Annotated in this window: 15 protein-coding genes; 10 read left to right on the plus strand and 5 right to left on the minus strand. The window is 70.7% G+C overall.

Annotated elements, in window-relative coordinates:
* Positions 1 to 5 precede the first annotated feature (5 nt).
* Genes ACYBYQ_RS16190 through ACYBYQ_RS16210 form a run of 5 tightly spaced genes read right to left on the minus strand, consistent with a single transcriptional unit; the run spans position 6 to position 5,107 of the window.
* Positions 6 to 761, minus strand: coding sequence for an SDR family NAD(P)-dependent oxidoreductase (locus tag ACYBYQ_RS16190; protein WP_459615369.1), 756 nt, complete (start codon positions 759 to 761; stop codon positions 6 to 8).
* Between the two features lie 33 nt (positions 762 to 794).
* The gene (locus tag ACYBYQ_RS16195) at positions 795 to 1,847 is read right to left on the minus strand and encodes a LacI family DNA-binding transcriptional regulator (RefSeq protein ID WP_459615371.1); all 1,053 of its coding nucleotides are present in this window, start codon (positions 1,845 to 1,847) and stop codon (positions 795 to 797) included.
* Between the two features lie 19 nt (positions 1,848 to 1,866).
* Positions 1,867 to 3,042, minus strand: coding sequence for an aldose 1-epimerase family protein (locus ACYBYQ_RS16200; RefSeq protein ID WP_459615372.1), 1,176 nt, complete (start codon positions 3,040 to 3,042; stop codon positions 1,867 to 1,869).
* The gene (locus tag ACYBYQ_RS16205; protein WP_459615374.1) at positions 3,039 to 3,950 is read right to left on the minus strand and encodes a sugar phosphate isomerase/epimerase family protein; all 912 of its coding nucleotides are present in this window, start codon (positions 3,948 to 3,950) and stop codon (positions 3,039 to 3,041) included. Before ACYBYQ_RS16205 ends, ACYBYQ_RS16200 begins: the two co-directional genes overlap by 4 nt.
* A 47-nt stretch (positions 3,951 to 3,997) precedes the next feature.
* Complete coding sequence (locus ACYBYQ_RS16210) at positions 3,998 to 5,107, minus strand: Gfo/Idh/MocA family protein (RefSeq protein ID WP_459615376.1); 1,110 nt, start codon at positions 5,105 to 5,107, stop codon at positions 3,998 to 4,000.
* A gap of 292 nt (positions 5,108 to 5,399) precedes the next feature.
* Here ACYBYQ_RS16210 and ACYBYQ_RS16215 point away from each other — a divergent pair, with 292 nt between their 5' ends.
* From ACYBYQ_RS16215 to ACYBYQ_RS16260, 10 genes are all read left to right on the plus strand, one after another.
* Complete coding sequence (locus ACYBYQ_RS16215; protein ID WP_459615378.1) at positions 5,400 to 5,954, plus strand: hypothetical protein; 555 nt, start codon at positions 5,400 to 5,402, stop codon at positions 5,952 to 5,954.
* A 128-nt stretch (positions 5,955 to 6,082) separates the two neighbouring features.
* The gene (locus ACYBYQ_RS16220; protein ID WP_459615380.1) at positions 6,083 to 7,267 is read left to right on the plus strand and encodes an MFS transporter; all 1,185 of its coding nucleotides are present in this window, start codon (positions 6,083 to 6,085) and stop codon (positions 7,265 to 7,267) included.
* A 195-nt stretch (positions 7,268 to 7,462) separates the two neighbouring features.
* Complete coding sequence (locus ACYBYQ_RS16225) at positions 7,463 to 7,846, plus strand: DUF4148 domain-containing protein (RefSeq protein ID WP_459615382.1); 384 nt, start codon at positions 7,463 to 7,465, stop codon at positions 7,844 to 7,846.
* A 191-nt stretch (positions 7,847 to 8,037) separates the two neighbouring features.
* A complete protein-coding gene (locus tag ACYBYQ_RS16230; protein WP_459615384.1) occupies positions 8,038 to 8,805 on the plus strand; it encodes a class II aldolase/adducin family protein in 768 nt (255 codons plus the stop codon).
* Positions 8,806 to 8,903: 98 nt separating this feature from the next.
* Entirely contained in the window at positions 8,904 to 9,641 is a 738-nt protein-coding gene (locus tag ACYBYQ_RS16235) for a sulfite exporter TauE/SafE family protein (RefSeq protein ID WP_459615386.1), read from the plus strand.
* Between the two features lie 77 nt (positions 9,642 to 9,718).
* Positions 9,719 to 10,378 (plus strand): response regulator, encoded by a 660-nt coding sequence (locus ACYBYQ_RS16240; RefSeq protein WP_459615388.1) that lies wholly within the window; start codon positions 9,719 to 9,721, stop codon positions 10,376 to 10,378.
* Positions 10,375 to 11,745: an ATP-binding protein gene (locus tag ACYBYQ_RS16245; protein ID WP_459615390.1), complete on the plus strand. Its 1,371-nt coding sequence runs from the start codon at positions 10,375 to 10,377 to the stop codon at positions 11,743 to 11,745. The genes ACYBYQ_RS16240 and ACYBYQ_RS16245 overlap by 4 nt, the downstream gene beginning before the upstream one ends.
* Before the next feature lie 63 nt (positions 11,746 to 11,808).
* Complete coding sequence (locus tag ACYBYQ_RS16250; protein ID WP_459615392.1) at positions 11,809 to 13,254, plus strand: DegQ family serine endoprotease; 1,446 nt, start codon at positions 11,809 to 11,811, stop codon at positions 13,252 to 13,254.
* A gap of 200 nt (positions 13,255 to 13,454) precedes the next feature.
* Positions 13,455 to 14,600 (plus strand): MFS transporter, encoded by a 1,146-nt coding sequence (locus ACYBYQ_RS16255; RefSeq protein ID WP_459615394.1) that lies wholly within the window; start codon positions 13,455 to 13,457, stop codon positions 14,598 to 14,600.
* Between the two features lie 60 nt (positions 14,601 to 14,660).
* The gene (locus ACYBYQ_RS16260; protein ID WP_459615396.1) at positions 14,661 to 16,661 is read left to right on the plus strand and encodes an alkaline phosphatase D family protein; all 2,001 of its coding nucleotides are present in this window, start codon (positions 14,661 to 14,663) and stop codon (positions 16,659 to 16,661) included.
* Positions 16,662 to 16,667: the final 6 nt, after the last annotated feature.

Consider the following 16,667-nt stretch of genomic DNA (forward strand, 5'->3'; position numbering starts at 1 on the left):
CCGCGCTATTGCATCCACCACCCGCCGTCGACGTTGAGGGTCTGGCCGGTGATGAAGCCGCTGGCCGGCGAGGCGAAGAACAGCATGGCCTGGGCGATGTCCTCCGGCGTGCCGCGCCGCTTGACGGCCTGGCGCTCCAGGACATGGCGCTGGTAGCCCTCGGGATCGGGGTGGATCTTCTCGGCGTCCGTGGGGAAAGCCCCCGGGCTTATGCAGTTCACCGTTATGCCGTCCGGCCCCAGTTCGCGGGCCAGGGCCCGCGTCATGCCCAGCAGCGCCCCCTTGGAAGCCACGTAGGGCAGCAGGTTCGGCCAACCGCCCGACAGCGTGACGCTGGTGACGTTGATGATGCGGCCCCAGGCGCGCGCCCGCATGTATGGCAGCGCCGCCTGTACGCACACCAGGGCCGCGTCGGCATTGACGCTCTGCACCTCGCGATACTCGTCCAGCGTGTAGTCGGCGACGGCCTTGCTGGGATAGATCGCGGCGTTGTTCACCAGCACGTCCACCCCCCCGGACCCGGCGAACAGGGCGTCCAGCTGCGCGCGCAGCGCCTGGCTGCGGGCCAGGTCGGCCTGCACATAATGAATCCGGGCGCGTGCCTCGGCCGCGTCGCCGTGGCCGGCCAGGCGTCCGGCCCCCGCGGCATCCCGGTCCAGCGCCCACACTTCGGCGCCGGCGCGGGCAAAGGCCCAGGTCACGCCGGTTCCCAGCCCGCCGGCCGCGCCGGTGATCAATACCTTCTTGCCCTGCAACGACATGCTCCACTCCTCGTTCCACGTCCGCCGGGCGGCTCAAGGCATGTTCTCGCGCAGCACGATGCCTATGCGCAAGGGTTCCACGCCGGCCAGCGGCTCCTTGTGTTCGCGCAGATTCGTGAGGATCCGCACGCAGTTCATGATCTCTATCTGCGGGTTCTGGCTGATCACGGCGTCCAGCGTGCCATCCATGAGCAATCCCCGCGTATCCGGGGTGAGCTCGTGCCCCACGAGCGTGACCCGCTGGTCCAGCCCGGCCTCCTTGAGCGCCCGGCCTATTCCGCCCGTGGAGCCGCCGATGTTGTAGAGGCCGACCAGGTCCGGATGGTGGGCCAGCAGCACCCGTGTCTGCGCGTAGTTGCGCTCGGGGTCGTCATGGCCCTCGCGCAGGCCCACGATCTCGAGCTCCGGAAAGCGCTCGTGCAGCAGCTGCTGGAAGCCGGCTTCGCGCTCCTCGTGGCCGCGGTAGCTCAGGCTGCCCGCGATCATGCCGACCTTGCCGCGCCGGCCGGCCAGGAACCTGCCCAGCAGCAATCCGGCGGTGCGGCCTGCGGCGTAGTTGTCCAGCCCCACATAGGCGGTGCGGCGCGATGCGCTGAGGTCGGAGACCAGGGTGAGCACGGGTACGCCGTCCGCGGCGAGCGCAGCCACGGCGTCCCGCACCGTGGGGTGTTCCAGCGCGATGCAGACCACGCCGTCGGCGCGGCGGCCATGATGCAGCAGCGCGCGGGCCAATGCCTGCGGATCGAAGCCCTCGATCAGGTGGCAGCGGCACTGCGTGTTGAAGACGGCGAACTGCTCGTCGGCGATGCCGACGTAATCGGCCAGCATGCGGATGAACGGGTTGTCTCCCGCGGGCAGCAGGAAGGCCAGCTGCATGGGGCGGGGCCGCAGCATGCGGTAGAGCTCCACCTCGGGCCGGTAGTCCAGTTCGGCGGCGGCCTCGAACACGCGGCGCGCGGTGTCGGGCCGCACGCCCTTGCGCTGGTGCAGCACGCGGTCCACCGTGGCGGTGGACACGCCGGCGCGGCGCGCCACGTCGGCGACGCGCGAGCGTGGCCGGTCCGGGGCTTTGGGCGCGGGATGCATGGCGGTCTCCCGGCGCGCGTCAGGCTTCGAAGCGCCCGGTGATGGCCGGATAATCGGGCAGCGGCGGCGTGCCGATGGCGGCGACCCGCTCTTCGAAGGCGGCGATCTCCCCGGCGCCGTCCAGCACCGCGAAGCGCGTCCGGTAGGTGCGCGATTCGTCGTGTTCCAGCCAGATCATCTGGTCGTGCTCGCGCGCATGGCGCGCGCCCAGCACATGGTGGGTGCTGGGTTCTATGCCCATGGCGTAGAGCCCTTCCTGGTAGTTCTGCCACTGGAACTGGCAGGGGAACTGGGCCGCTTCCACCTCCACCGAGAATCCCAGGCCGCGCCCGCCGTCATAGCCGGGATTGACCAGCGCCACGGGAATGCGTCCCTGGGCGTCGGCGGCCATCGCGTGCTCGTAGACCTGCTCGTGGAACCCCGGCCGCGGCCCCGGCTGCAGCCGGCAGCCGGCCCCCTGGGCCTGCAGGGCGTCCGCATGGGAAGCCCACGGGGTATGGCGCACCGGCGCCACATAGCGGCTTCCCTCGTCGAGCACCGGATAGCCCACGTTGATGTGGTAGAGGAACATGTGCGGCGTGCGGTAGAAACCGCGATTGCGCACCACGTCGTGCAGCGTGAAGGCCGACTCGCCCACCCGGGCCTCGATGCGGCGCACCAGTTCCAGGTCCTCGCCGAAGACGGTTGCCTGGCTCACCACGCCTTCGCACCACAGGATGCAGTCGTCTCCCTCCCAGCGCTCGCCGTAGCCGGCGAGCCGCGCCGGCAGGTTGGAGACCCGGCCGTGCAATGAGCTGTCCACCGATCTGCGCGGCGTGTAGTGGTAGTGCCCGGCCGGCGCGCTGTCCATGAAAAGCGTGTGGTCCAGCCCGCCCGTGACCAGCAGGCCGGAAAAGGACCGCAGCCAGGCCAGCCCGCCCTCGCCTTCGTACTCGTGCAGGCCCGGGTGGCGAAAGCCGGTGGGGGATTGCCAGCCGATGGCGGCGCCACGGTATTCACAAGGGCCCACGTCCATGGCGCGATCCACCAGGACGTGGAACTGCAGGCCTGAACCCGTGCGGAATTCCAGGCAGCGTATGCCGCGCTCCACGCCGTCGCCCAGCGTGACGAGCCGCACCCCGGCGAACTGCGCCAGGCTGCCCGCGCGCCGGGCCAGTTCCGTGCGGCCCAGGTCGCGACCATAGAGCCGCGTCATGCGCCCACCTCCGTCAGCTTGCCATCGACGAACGCCTTGGCCCGGGGGATGTCGGCCTCGTCCAGGTGCTCGATGATGAGCGGGATGTTCGGATGCCGGCGCGCCAGCCGCTGCAGGTACAGGCTGTAGTTCAGGGAACCCAGGCCCGGCGCGGGCAGCTCGATCTCGCCCACCCCGCGGAACTTGTGCGCATCGGAGGCATCGATGTCGGCGAACTTCTCCGACAGGTCGGCGCCGCCGGCGCGCTTCACGTCCTTGGCATGCGCGATGCAGATGCGGTGATCGAGCGCGTCGAACATTTGGTTGAGCACATCGTCCATGCGGTCGATGTTGTGGGTCTCGAAATAGTTCGTGGGGTCCATCAGCAGCCCCAGCCCGGGGTGGTCCACGTCTGCGAACACCCTGAGCGTCTCCTCCACGGACCCGATGATGTTGTTCACGTAGGTTTCCATCAGGAACACCGCCCCGTGATCGTAGGCCTCCTGGGCCAGTTCGCGCAGCACATTGACGCAGTCCTCGTAGCAGCGTTCCGTCTTGTTGTCCGGATGGCTGGACCAGTCGCTCTCCGGGTTGGCCGTGCCGGTCTCGCTGATGACGTAGGGCGACCCGCAGTCGCGGGCATGCCGCAGGATGGCCTTGAGATAATCGTTGCGGCGGCGCCGCTCGTCGCGGTCGGGATGCACGATGTTGGTATAGCCCGAGATGCAGCTCACCGGGAGGTCGTGCGCCCGCAAGGTGTCGCGCACCTTGCGGCACTTCTCCGCCGTTATCGCTTCCGGCGTGGAGAAGTCCATGTCCTTGAAGGCCAGGTCGAGCTGGACGGTGTTGAAGCCATGCGCGCGGATGCGGCGTGCGGACTCCTCCAGGGTGTAGGGATAGTAGCCGCTGAAAATGCCTACCTGAATCATGGTCTTGTCTCCTCGTGGTTATGCCGAGCGGGCGGATCGTCCGGCCGCTACAGGAATTCGGCCGGCGAGACGGCGCGATGCTCGGCCATCGACCGGTACGCCGCCTCGACCAGGGCCATGGTCTTCACGTTGTCCTGGACATCCAGCTCCGGCGCCTGCTGCACGTGCACGGCCCACTGCAGCTGTTCCATGACGCCGATGAAGGCCTGGGGAAACCAGCGCGTCTGCCACGCGGGCTCGGTCCATTGGCCCTGCGTCTCGATGCGGGACATGTAGCGCAGGGTGCTGGGGCTGCCGTCCGGATAATCGGGCCAGCCTATGGTGCCCGTGGCCACGCCTTCCGTGCCCTCCACGCGCCATCGGATGCCGATGCCGGGGTCGGCGCAGGCGTCGCGCGGGCCGGCCCACACATCCTCGAGGCTCAGCGCCAGCAGGCCGCTTTCGAACCTGAGCGTGGAGCACACGATGCCGTCGCGATGCGCGAAGGACGTGCGCGGGTCGGGGCGGGCTGCGGTATAGATGTCCAGCGGCTCGCCGAACAGATAGCGCAGCGCGTCCAGGTGGTGCACGCTCATGTTGAGCAGCGTCAGCCTGTCGTAGCCGGCCAGGAAGCCCTGCCAGTGCGGCACCGCCCGCATGTCGATGGAGGCCATCACCGGCTTGCCGAGCGCGCCGCGGTCCAGCAGCTGCTTGAGCACGCGGATGGACTGGTCATAGCGCATGTTCTGGTTCACCGACAGCGGCTTGCCCGCGGCGCGCGCCTCGCGCGCCAGCGCCTGGGCCGTGGCCAGGTCCAGGGCCAGCGGCTTCTGGGCCAGCACCGCCTTCACGTGGGGCTGGGCCAGGGCCAGCCGTATCAGCGCGGGCTGCTGGTCCGGCGGATAGGCGATGTCCACGATCTGTACGGCAGGGTCGCGGATCAGCGCCTCCGGCGTGTCGTGCACCATGGGGATCTGCCAGCGCGTTGCGGCTTCCTGCGCCCGGGAAGGCGTGCGCGACGCGATGGCGGCCACCGGAAAGCCGGCCTCGCGGTAGGCCGCAAGCTGCACGTCGGCCATGATGAAGCCGGCGCCTATCGCGCCTATGGCGTAGTCCCGGCAGCGGACGGGCGCGTCCGGCTGCACCGCCGGCGGCAAGGGGCGGGAGTCCTGCGTCATTGTCTCTCTCCTGATGTTCTCTCCGTGCCGCGCAGGTTGCAGGCAGGGGCATACCGATACTAAGAACAGCCCGACCGCCCGGCAAACGCGGGCCATGATCGATTTTGATGGATTCCGGCTGCGCGGCCACGGTGCGCCACGGCCCTGGAGAAACAGTCGTTTACGGCTGGTAGCCCAAAGCTTAGCCCGCTGCACGGCACGTCCCTCAGAATGAACCGTGGACTGCCGCGCCGCCGCGCGCCCTGCGCCACGGCGGCGCTTCCTGTCTTCCCCCACCAAAGGAGCGCAGAACATGTCCTTGATCGTCGCCGCACGTTTCGACAGCTTTCCCGATGCCGAGGAAGCCGCCCGCCGCCTGTTCGCCCAGGGCTACGCCGAGGAGGCGGTCAATATCTTCTACGTCAATCCGCCGGGCTGGCACGACCGCTATCCCGTCGGCGGCGATCGCAGCGCCGACCCGGACTCGCGCGGCGCCAGCAAGGGCGCCTTCCTGGGCGCAGGCATACTGGCCGCCCTGGGTGCGCTGGTGGGCGCGGGCCTGCTCTTCGCCCTGGGCCAGGGCGGCATCTTCATGGTGATCGCGGCCGGCCTGGGCGCGTATATCGGCTCCCTGGCCGGCGCGCTGCGCATGGCCGGCCGCCGCAGCGACGCTGCGCCGGCCAATCCCGACGTGCAGGTGCGGCATGCCGGCGTGCTCGCCGCCGTCCGCGTCACGCCCGACCAGGAGGCCCAGGCGGCGGACATCCTGCGCGCCGCGGGCGGCAAGGACATCGAGCATGCCCAGGGCCGCTGGCGCGACGGCAAGTGGGTCGACTTCGACCCGGTGGAAGCGCCGCGCACCCAGTGATGCCGGCCTGACTCCTGCCTGAACACGGGCGGCGCGCGCGGCCGCTACAATCCTGCGCACGACTCCGGAACCACGGGGCCGCTTCGGGTCTGCCGCAGCGCGGCGCGCCCGTGTCTTCCGGAAGTGGAATGTCAGAAGCCTCCTTCAGTCTCCGGCAGATCGCCGTCCCGGCGTTCGGCCCATCCCTGCTCTACGGCATCAGCAACGGCGCCATCCTTCCCGTGGTGGCGCTCTCCGCGCGCGAACTCGGCGCCTCGGTGGCGATGGCCAGCCTCATCTCCGCCCTGATCGGCGTAGGCTCGCTGATCAGCAACATCCCGTCCGCGCTCCTGACTGCGCGCTACGGCGAACGCCGGGCCATGGCCGGCGCGGCGGCGCTGAGCGTGCTGGCCCTGGTGCTGGCGCTGTCCGCCTCGCACGCCTGGCTGCTGGCCGTGGCCATGCTGCTCGTGGGCATGGCTTCCTCCGTATTCCTGCTGGCGCGCCAGAGCTACCTGGTCGAGGCCGTGCCGCTGAGGCTGCGCGCCCGCGCCTTGTCGACCCTGGGCGGCACCACGCGCATCGGCGTGTTCATCGGGCCGTTCGCCGGCGCGGCGCTCATCCATGCCATGGGGCTGGCCGGCGCCTACTGGGTGGCGGTGGCGGCCATGGTGGGCGCCGGGCTGATCGCCCTGGCCGCGCCCGACCTGGAAGTGCGTGCGGATCCGGGCAACGCCGGACGCGCCGGGCCGTCCGGCGGCATGGCGCAGGTGTTGCGCAGCCATGCCGCCACCTATGCCACGCTTGGCGTGGGCGTCATGCTGATCAGCGCGCTGCGCGCCTCGCGCCAGGTGGTGATCCCCCTGTGGGCGGACCATCTCGGCATGACGGCTTCGACCACGTCGCTGATCTATGGCCTGGTGGCCGCAGTGGACATGTCGGTGTTCTACCCCGCCGGCAAGGTGATGGACCTGCGCGGGCGCCTGTGGGTGGCGCTGCCCTGCACCCTGCTGATGGGGATGAGCCTGATGGCCATGCCGCTGACGACCGGACTGCTGAGCTTCACCCTGGTGTCGCTGGTGCTGGGCTTCGGCAACGGCATCGGCTCGGGCATCGTCATGACGCTGGGGGCCGATGCCTCCCCGCAAGGCGCCCGCATGCAATTCCTGGGCATCTGGCGCCTGATGTCCGACCTCGGCTCCAGCGGCGGGCCGGTGCTGCTGTCGGCGCTGACCGCCCTGTGCTCCCTGGGAGCGGCCGCATTCGGGGTCGGCACGCTGGGCCTGGTGGCTGCCGGCGTATTCTGGCGCTGGCTGCCGCGCCGTGTGCGCTGAAGACCGCCCTGCGGATATGGATAATAAGCAGAAACTTCACCGATTATTCATGATTTTGAAAAAATGAATTCCTGAAACCAGGGTTTATCCTAGGTCTCCTCCGGCGCAGAATGCGTTCATTGGGAAACACAACGCGAACCGGACGGAATCCCCCGTCAGATTCGGTCCCACGAACTGATGACCAAGGAGGCCACCATGAAGACCATCGCTTCTGCCCTGATTATGTCCGCCAGCCTGCTGAGCGCCGCCGCCTACGCCGGCGACTACTACGTCGAGCCCAACAACGTCCCCTTCCAGGGCGTCTATGGCCAGCAGGAAGACAGTGCCACCCGCGCCCAGGTGCGCGCCGACCTGGACCAGGCCAAGGCCCAGGGCCTGGCCAGCAACGTCGAACCCAACGACACGCCGTTCCAGGGCGTCTACGGCCAGGACCAGGCCATCGCCAAGACGCGTGCCCAGGTGCGCGCCGAACTGGCCCAGGCCAAGGCCCAGGGCCTGGTGAGCAACGTCGAGCCCAATGACCTGCCCTTCCAGGGCGTCAACGGCCAGGCCGGCAACTCGCAAGTGGCGCGCTACTGAGCGCCCGGCGCTGCCCGGCACCTCGCAGCAACCGGTGCCGGGCGGCAAGCCCGCCAGCGGCGCGCCTGATGCGCCGGCGGGCCGCGCAGCAGGCTACGCGAGCCCGGGCCGGCGGTGTACCATGCCGTGCTTCACCCTTTGCCTAGCAAGCCGCCCGTGCCCCTCGGCACGGGCTTTTTCCGGGAAAGCACATGAACGCCGCCGTCTTCGACGACATCGAAAGCGCCCGCCTCGAATGGCAGGCGCGCTGTGAACTGGCCGCCCTGTATCGCCTGATGGCGCATTTCCGCATGACGGACATGATAGACACGCACATCTCGGCGCGTGTCCCGGGGCATCCCGGCCAGTTCCTCATCAATCGCTACGGCGTGCTGTTCCACGAAGTCCGCGCCTCCGACCTGGTCAAGATCGACCATCTCGGCCAGGTGCTGGAAACCGGCCGCGTGCCGCCGCCACGCGTGAACACCGCAGGATTCACCATCCATTCGGCCGTGCACATGGCGCGCCCCGACCTCAACTTCGTGATCCACACGCACACGGCCGCCGGCATTGCCGTGGCCGCCCAGGAAGAGGGCCTGCTGCCCATCAGCCAGCATGCGCTGAAGTTCTACGGCAAGCTCGCCTACCACGACTACGAAGGCATCGCGCTGGATCTCGACGAACGCCAGCGGCTGATCGCCAACCTCGGCCCGCACAAGGCCATGGTGCTGCGCAACCACGGCCTGCTGGCTGCGGGCGCCTCGGCCGCCGAGGCCTTCCACGAGATCTACTTCCTCGAGCGCGCCTGCCAGGCGCAGGTGCAGGCGCTGGCTGGCGGCCGGCCGCTGCGCATTCCCTCGCCTGCGGTATGCGAGCGCACGGCGGCCCAATACGTGGACGACGACGACGATACGCTCGGCCTGGCCTGGGCCGCCGCGCTGCGCCTCATCGAGGAAGGCCGGCCCGACTACCGCAGCTGAGCCGCCCGCGGCGCCGGCTGGCCAGCCGGGCCGCCTGCACTGGCCCTGTTCCGGCACGCCGGCACCCCGTACAGTCGGCCGTTTCCCGGTCCCGGCCCATGATCCCGCTTTCCACTCTCCTGCTGGGCAGTTGCATCGTCCTGGTCGCCGGCATCGCCCGCGGCCTGACCGGCTTCGGCTTCGCCCTTTTCGCCGTGATGGGCCTGGTGTTCCTGCTGCCGGTGCGCGAAGCCGTGCCCGTGGTGCTGTGCCTGGAGGTGCTGGCCAGCCTGCTGCTGGCGCCGGGCGCCTGGCGCCAGGTGGAATGGCCGGTGGCCCGCCCGCTGCTGCTGGCCGCGCTGTGCGGCGTGCCCGTGGGGCTGCTGGGCCTCACCCGCATCGACGGTTACTGGATGACGCTGGCCGTGTACCTGCTGATCGGCACGCTGGCCGTGCTGGCGCTGGCCCGCGTGCGCCCGCCGCTGCCGCGCGGTCCGGGGGCGGCCTGGGCGGTCGGCGGCGTGACGGGAGCGCTGCTGGCGGCGTTTTCCATCGGCGGTCCGCTGGTGGTGGCCTGGATGGCGCATGCCGGCGTGCGGCCCGCCCCGCTGCGCGCCACCCTGATCGTCTTCTTCGGCGTCATCGACGCGGCGGCGTTGGCCGGCCTGCTGGCGGCCGGTCAGATCGGGCCCGACACCCTGCTGCGCGTGGCCCTGCTGGTACCTGCCACCATCCTGGGCCTGTGGCTGGGCCAGCAGCTGTTCAACCGGGTGCCCGCATCCCGGGCCCAGTCCTGCACCCAGTGGCTGCTGCTGGTCCTGTCGCTGCTGGGCCTGTACACCAGCCTGCGCGCCTGACCGACCGCAGGCAGCGTGCAGGCGGCGCGCTGCCTGCTATGCTCATCGCCATGCTGTTTCCGCTTCCGTGATGCCCCATGCGATTGCTCCTGGTCGAAGACGACACGATGATCGGCGAAAGCGTGCAGGATTGCCTGCGCGCCGAAGGCTACGCGGTGGACTGGACCCGCGACGGGCAGGCCGCGTCGGCCGCCCTGCGCGCCGGCAGCTTCGACCTGGTGCTGCTGGATCTCGGCCTGCCGCGCCAGGACGGCCTCGCTGTGCTGCGCGAACTGCGCGCGCGGCGCGACCGCACCCCCGTGCTGATCGCCACGGCGCGTGACGCCGTGAGCGACCGCGTGGCCGGCCTGGACGCCGGCGCCGACGATTACGTGGTCAAGCCCTACGACCCCGAGGAACTGCTGGCACGCATCCGTGCGCTGCTGCGCCGCAGCGCCGGCCGCGCCGAACCGGTGTTCGAGCACAAGGGCGTCACGCTCGATCCGCAGACCCACGAGGCCTCGGTGGACGGACGGCCGGTCTCGCTCACCGCGCGCGAATGGGCCGTGCTCGAGCCGCTGATCGCGCGGCCCGGCACCATCCTCTCGCGCGCCCAGCTGGAAGAAAAGCTCTACAGCTGGCAGGAAGAGATCGCCAGCAACGCGGTGGAGGTCTACATCCACGGGCTGCGCAAGAAGCTGGGCCACGATTTCATCCAGACGGTGCGCGGCGTGGGCTACGTGGTGCCGCGGCGATGAAGCTGCCCTTCACGGATTCGCTGCGCGCGCGGCTCCTGTTCTTCCTGCTGGCATCGATCTTCGCCGCCGCGCTGGTGCAGGCGGTGGTCGCCTACCGTAGCACGCTGGCGCAGACCGACGCCATCTTCGACGCGCAGCTGCGCAGCACCGCGATCTCGCTGAGCACGGGCGATCGCCGGCTCAGCGCGATGCCCTCGCCCGTGCCGGGCGAGCCCAGCGCCTCGGTGGACGACCTCATCATCCAGATCTGGACCGCCGAGGGCGTGCAGCTTTATCGGTCTTCCTCCGGCAGGCTGCTGCCCGATCCCGTGGTGCTGGGCTTCTCCACGGCGCGCGCGGGCGACGACACCTTCCGCGTCTTTGCGATGGCCACGCCGTTCCAGGTGACCCAGGTGGCGCAGGACATGCGGGTGCGCAGCGCCACGGCGCGCGCGCTGGCGCTGCGCAGCGTCGGCCCCATCGTGGCGGCGGCGCCGCTGCTGATGCTGGTGGTGTGGTGGGTGGTGAGCCGATCGCTGCGGCCCGTGGCCCGCACGCGCGCGCAGCTGGCGGCACGCCGCCCCGACGACCTCTCCCCGGTGTCCGAAGCCGGCCTGCCCGACGAGATCCGGCCGCTGGTGCAGGAACTGAACCTGCTGCTCGAGCGCGTGCGCCAGGCTTTCGCGCTGCAGCGCCAGTTCGTGGGCGACGCCGCTCACGAACTGCGCACGCCGCTGGCCGCCCTGGCCCTGCAGCTGCAAGGCCTGCGCCGGGCCACGGACGGCGCAGGCAGGGAGCAGGCCATCGGCCGCCTGGCGGAAGGCGTGGAACGCGCCACGCGCCTGATCGAGCAACTGCTCTCCATGGCGCGCTACGACGCCGGCAGCGCCGCGCCGCAGCCCGTGCCCACGGACCTGGTGCAGGCGGTGCGCGAGGCCGTGTCGATGGTGCTGCCCCTGGCGAATGCCCGGCGCATCGACATTGCGCTGGAAGGTCCGGACGCGGCGCGGGTCGACGGCGAGGCCGACGCGCTGGTGCTGATGGTGCGCAATCTGCTCGACAACGCGGTGAAGTACACGCCTGAAGGCGGGCAGGTGATCATCACGGTGACGCCCGCCGCCGCCGGCGCGGGCGCCACGCTCACCGTCGACGACAACGGCCCGGGCATCCCCGCCGCCGAGCGCGAACGCGTGTTCGACCGCTTCTACCGGGCCCATGCCGGCGCGGTGCCAGGCAGCGGCCTGGGCCTCTCGCTGGTGCGCACCTTGGCCCGGCGCCACGGCGCCCGCGTGTCGCTGCACGATGCGCCCGCCGGCGGGCTGCGCGCCCGCGTGGACTTCCCTCCCCCGGCGTCCTCCGCGCCGGCCCGGCTGTCCGGCACGCCTTAAGATTCGCCTAAGCCGGCCGCGGCACCATGCGCCATGTCCAGAACCATGACGCAAGGAGCCGACATGAAGACGCAACTGACTTCCTCCCGCCTGGCCGCCGCACTGCTCGCGGCGGGCCTCATCGGCGGCGCCGGCGCCACGGCGTTCGGCGTGGCCAGCGTGGCCGCGCCTGCGCCGGCCGCCGCGCCGCAGGCCGGCGCTCCCGTGACGCTGGCGGCGCCCCCCAATTTCGCGCAGATCACCCGGCAGTACGGGCCGGCCGTGGTCAACATCAGCGTGACCGGCACCACGAAAGTGGCCGACAACCCGCTTGCCCCGTTCTTCGGCCAGTTCCCCGGCTTCCCCGGATTCCCGGGCATGCCCGGCGGCCAGCGCGAGGTGCCGGTGCGCGGACAGGGCTCGGGCTTCATCATCAGCCCGGACGGCATCATCCTCACCAATGCGCACGTGGTGGAGGACGCCAAGGAGGTGACGGTCAAGCTCACCGACCGGCGCGAATTCCGCGCCAAGGTCCTGGGCTCGGACCCGGCCACCGACGTGGCCGTGCTCAAGATCGAAGCGTCCAACCTGCCGGTGGTGCGGATAGGCGAGGTCGAGCGCCTGCAGGTCGGCGAATGGGTGCTCGCCATCGGATCGCCATTCGGGCTGGAGAATACGGCCACCGCGGGCATCGTCAGCGCCAAGGGCCGTTCGCTGCCCGACGACACCACGGTCCCGTTCATCCAGACCGACGTGGCGGTGAACCCGGGCAATTCCGGCGGGCCGCTCTTCAATGAACGCGGCGAAGTGGTGGGGATCAACTCGCAGATCTACAGCCGCACCGGCGGCTACCAGGGACTCTCGTTCGCCATCCCCATCGACGTGGCCTACAAGGTCAAGGACCAGATCCTCGAGCACGGCAAGGCGCGTCATGCGCGCCTCGGGGTGGCGGCGCAGGAGGTCAACCAGGCCCTGGCCGATTCGTTCAGGCTGGACACGCCCACAGGCGCCCTGGTGGCCAGCGTGGAACCGGGCAGCGCGGCCGAGAAGGCGGGCCTGAAGCCCGGCGACGTGATCCGCGGCATCGACGGCCGCGACATCGTGTCGTCCGGCGACCTCTCGGCGGTGATCAGCCTGGCTTCGCCCGGCCAGCGCGTGACGCTGGACGTCTGGCGCGACGGCAAGCCGCGGCAGCTCACCGCCACGCTGGGCTCGCGCGACGCGGATCGCACGGCGTCCGCCGATGACGGCGCCGGGCAGGCATCGCGCGGTCGCCTCGGCCTGGCGCTGCGCCCGCTCACGCCGCAGGAGCAGCAGGCCACCGAGGCCCCGGGACTGGTGGTGCAGCAGGTGGCCGGCGCCGCCGCCGAAGCGGGCATCGAACCCGGCGACGTGATCCTGTCGATCAATGGCGTGCCTGCCACCAGCGTGGCCCAGCTGCGCAAGGAACTGGACCGCGCCAAGGGCACGGTGGCCCTGCTTGTGCAGCGCGGCGAGAACCAGATCTTCGTGCCGGTGCGCATCGGCTGATGCCCGCGGCCTGTGCGGTCGATGCGGCCTGTGGCGGGTCCGAGACAAACGGCCCGCCGCCGGGCCGCGCATGTTGCATTGCCGCAAAGCGCTGACTATGCTGGCAGGGCCCGCACGCCCGCGTGCGCCTCTTTCTCCCATCCCCCATTTCCGTGCACAAAGGCCTGATTGCGCTCTTTCTCGGCGGCTTCAGCATAGGCATGGCCGAATTCCTGGTCATCGGCATGCTGCCCGAGATGTCCGCGGCGCTGGCCATCAGCATCCCCCAGGCCGGCCACCTGATCTCGGTATACGCGCTGGGCGTGGTCATCGGCGCGCCGCTGCTCGTCTTCCTGGCGGGCAACGCCCCGCCTGTGCGCATCCTGCGCGGCCTGATGGCCGCCTTCGCCGTATTCAACCTCCTGGCGGCCGTGGCGCCGACCTACGAGCTGCTCATCGCGGCGCGGCTGTTTTCCGGCCTGCCGCACGGCGCCTTCTTCGGCATCGGCGCGGTGGTGGCCGGCCAGCTGGCCGCGCCCGGCCGCGCGGCCAGCACCGTGGCGGTCATGTTCTCCGGCCTGACCGTGGCCAACGTGCTGGGCGTGCCGCTGGGCACCTACATAGGCCATGCGGTGAACTGGCGCCTGGCCTATGGCCTGGTTGCCCTCAGCGCCGTGGCGGCGGCGCTGGCGATCTCCACGTGGCTGGCCCGCTATCCGCTTGCCTTGCGCACGCCCGACCTGGCCCGCAGCGTGTCCAGCTTCGAGCGCGGCGCGTTCTGGGTCATCGTGGGCATGTCCACCATCGGCTCGGCCGGCATCTACGCCTGGATCAGCTACATCGCCCCCATGATGACCAGCGTGACGGGCCTGGCGCCAGGGAGGATCCCGTTCGTGATGGCCCTGGCCGGCATCGGCATGGCCGTGGGCAATTTCCTGGGCGGCTGGCTGGCCGACCGCTATTCGCCGGCGCGCACCACCTCGGGCCTGCTGCTCGCGATGGCGCTGGCCGCACTGGTGGTGGGCCTGACGGCCCGCCATGAAACCGTGGCGCTGGCCATGGCCTTCGTGGGCGGCGTGGTGGCCTTCTCCACCGTGGCGCCCATGCAGGTGCTGGTGATCCTCATGGCGCGCGGCTCCAAGATCCTGGCCTCGGCGCTGGTGCAGTCCACTGCCAACCTCGGCAATGCGCTGGGCGCGTACCTGGGCGGCGTGCCGATCGCGCTGGGCTATGGCGCCGCTGCCCCGCAATACGTCGGCGCACTGCTGGCGGCCGCCGGCTTCGGCCTGAGCGTGCTGCTGATCTGGCGCTACGTGCGCCCCGCCGAGGCCCCCCTGCCGCCCGAGCCCGCGCCGCAGACTGCCTGACCGCGGCGGCATGCGCAGGCGCGGGCTACACTGGCCGCCTGCCCCAGGCACTCGATTGCAATGCTTCTGTCCGATTCTTCTCCTGTATCCGCCGCACCCGACACTTCCCTGCCCGCCGTACTGGCCGGCCCCATCCTGCGCCGGCTCGAGCCGGGCCGCCTGGCGCTCTGGCTGGTGGGCAGCGCGCCGCTGCAGCTCACCCTGGTGCTGGAGCCCGCAGGCGGCCCGGCCCGCCGCATCGCGCTGGACGGCGGCAGCTGCCGCGCGCTGCGGGTGGGCCGCCACGCCTGGCTGCACTACATCGACCTGGCCCTGGACCCGCCGCTGCCGCAGGACACCCTGATCGCCTACGACCTGCTGGTGGCATCGGCGGGCGGCGCGCCGGCCGGCATCGCGCAATGGGCCCCGCACCTGCTGCATGATGGCGCCCGGCGCCCGAGCCTGGTGCTGCGCAGCCGCGCCGACGACATCCTGTTCGGCTCCTGCCGCAAGCCGCACCATCCCTCGCACGATGGCCTGGCGCGCGCCGACGCGCTGCTGGCGGGCGAGATCCGCAACGCCCAGGCGCGGCCCGCCATGCTGATGCTGTGCGGAGACCAGGTCTACGCCGACGACGTGGCCGGGCCCATGCTGGCGGCCATCCATGCGCTCATCCGCCGCCTGGGCCTCTACGGGGAATGCCTGGACGGCGCCGTCGTCGACGACAGCGAGGCCCTCTACAGCCATCCGGCCGGCTATTACCGGCGGGAAGACCTGCTGCCGGCCTTCCGCTCCAACGAGGCCCTGCGCGAACGTTTCTTCGGCGGCGTGGAAAAGCCCGTCTTCACCACCGCCAACGCACACAACCACCTGGTTACCCTCGCCGAGGTGCTGGCCATGTACCTGCTGGTGTGGTCGCCGGTGCCTTGGCAACTGGTGCCCGAACCGCAGATGCCGGCGCTGGACGCGGCGCATGCGCGCCGCTGGCGCAGCGAGTGCGACGCGCTGCGCGGCTTCCGCGCCGAACTGCCGCGCGCGTCGCGCCTGCTGGCCCACGTCCAGACGCTGATGATCTTCGACGACCACGACATCACCGACGACTGGAACCTGTCGGCCAAGTGGGAAACCACGGCCTACGGGCATCCGTTCTCGCGGCGCATCGTGGGCAACGCGCTGATCGCCTATGCGCTGTGCCAGGGATGGGGCAACCGGCCCGATGCCTTCGGCGCGGTCCTGGACGAGATGGCGGCGCTGAGCGCCGCGCCGGACGGGCGCGGACGACTGGAGCCGCAGGCCCAGGACGCGCTCATCGGACGCCTGCTGCAGTTCGGGCAATGGGGCTACGTGCTGCGCACCCATCCCACCGTGATCGTGCTGGACACCCGCACGCGGCGCTGGCGCAGCCGGCGCCTGCCGAGCCGGCCTTCGGGTCTGATGGACTGGGAATCCCTGACCGAGCTGCAGCAGGAACTGCTCGACGAGACCGCGGCGGTGATCGTGTCGCCGGCGCCGATGTTCGGCGTGAAGCTGATCGAGGTGGCGCAGCGGATATGCACCTGGTCGGGCCATGCGCTGACCGTGGATGCCGAGAACTGGATGGCGCACCGCGGCGCGGCCAGCGTGATGCTGAACATCTTCCGCCACTCGCGCACCCCGGGCAACTACGTGATCCTGTCGGGCGACGTGCACTACTCCTTCGCCTACGACGTGCAGGTGCGCGACCGGGACCGCGTGCCGCATATCTGGCAGATCACCAGCAGCGGCCTCAAGAACGAGTTCCCGCGGCGCCTGCTCGACTGGCTGGACCGGCTCAATCGCTGGCTCTATGCGCCGCATTCGCCGCTGAACTGGCTCACCAAGCGGCGCCACCTGGAGATCACGCCGCGCCTGCCGGACCGCCGGCGCAGCGGCGAACGCCTGTGGAACGGCGCCGGCATCGGCCAGGTATTCCTGGACGCCCAGGGCCGCCCCGCGCGCATCGTGCAGCACAACGCCGACGGCTCGCCGTCCACGCAGTTCCTGGTGCCGGACGACGGCGCGCCGGCCACGGCCGGCGCCGAGCAGGCCGGCACCGGTGCGTAGGGCGTA

Source organism: Bordetella sp. 2513F2 (assembly GCF_054642735.1).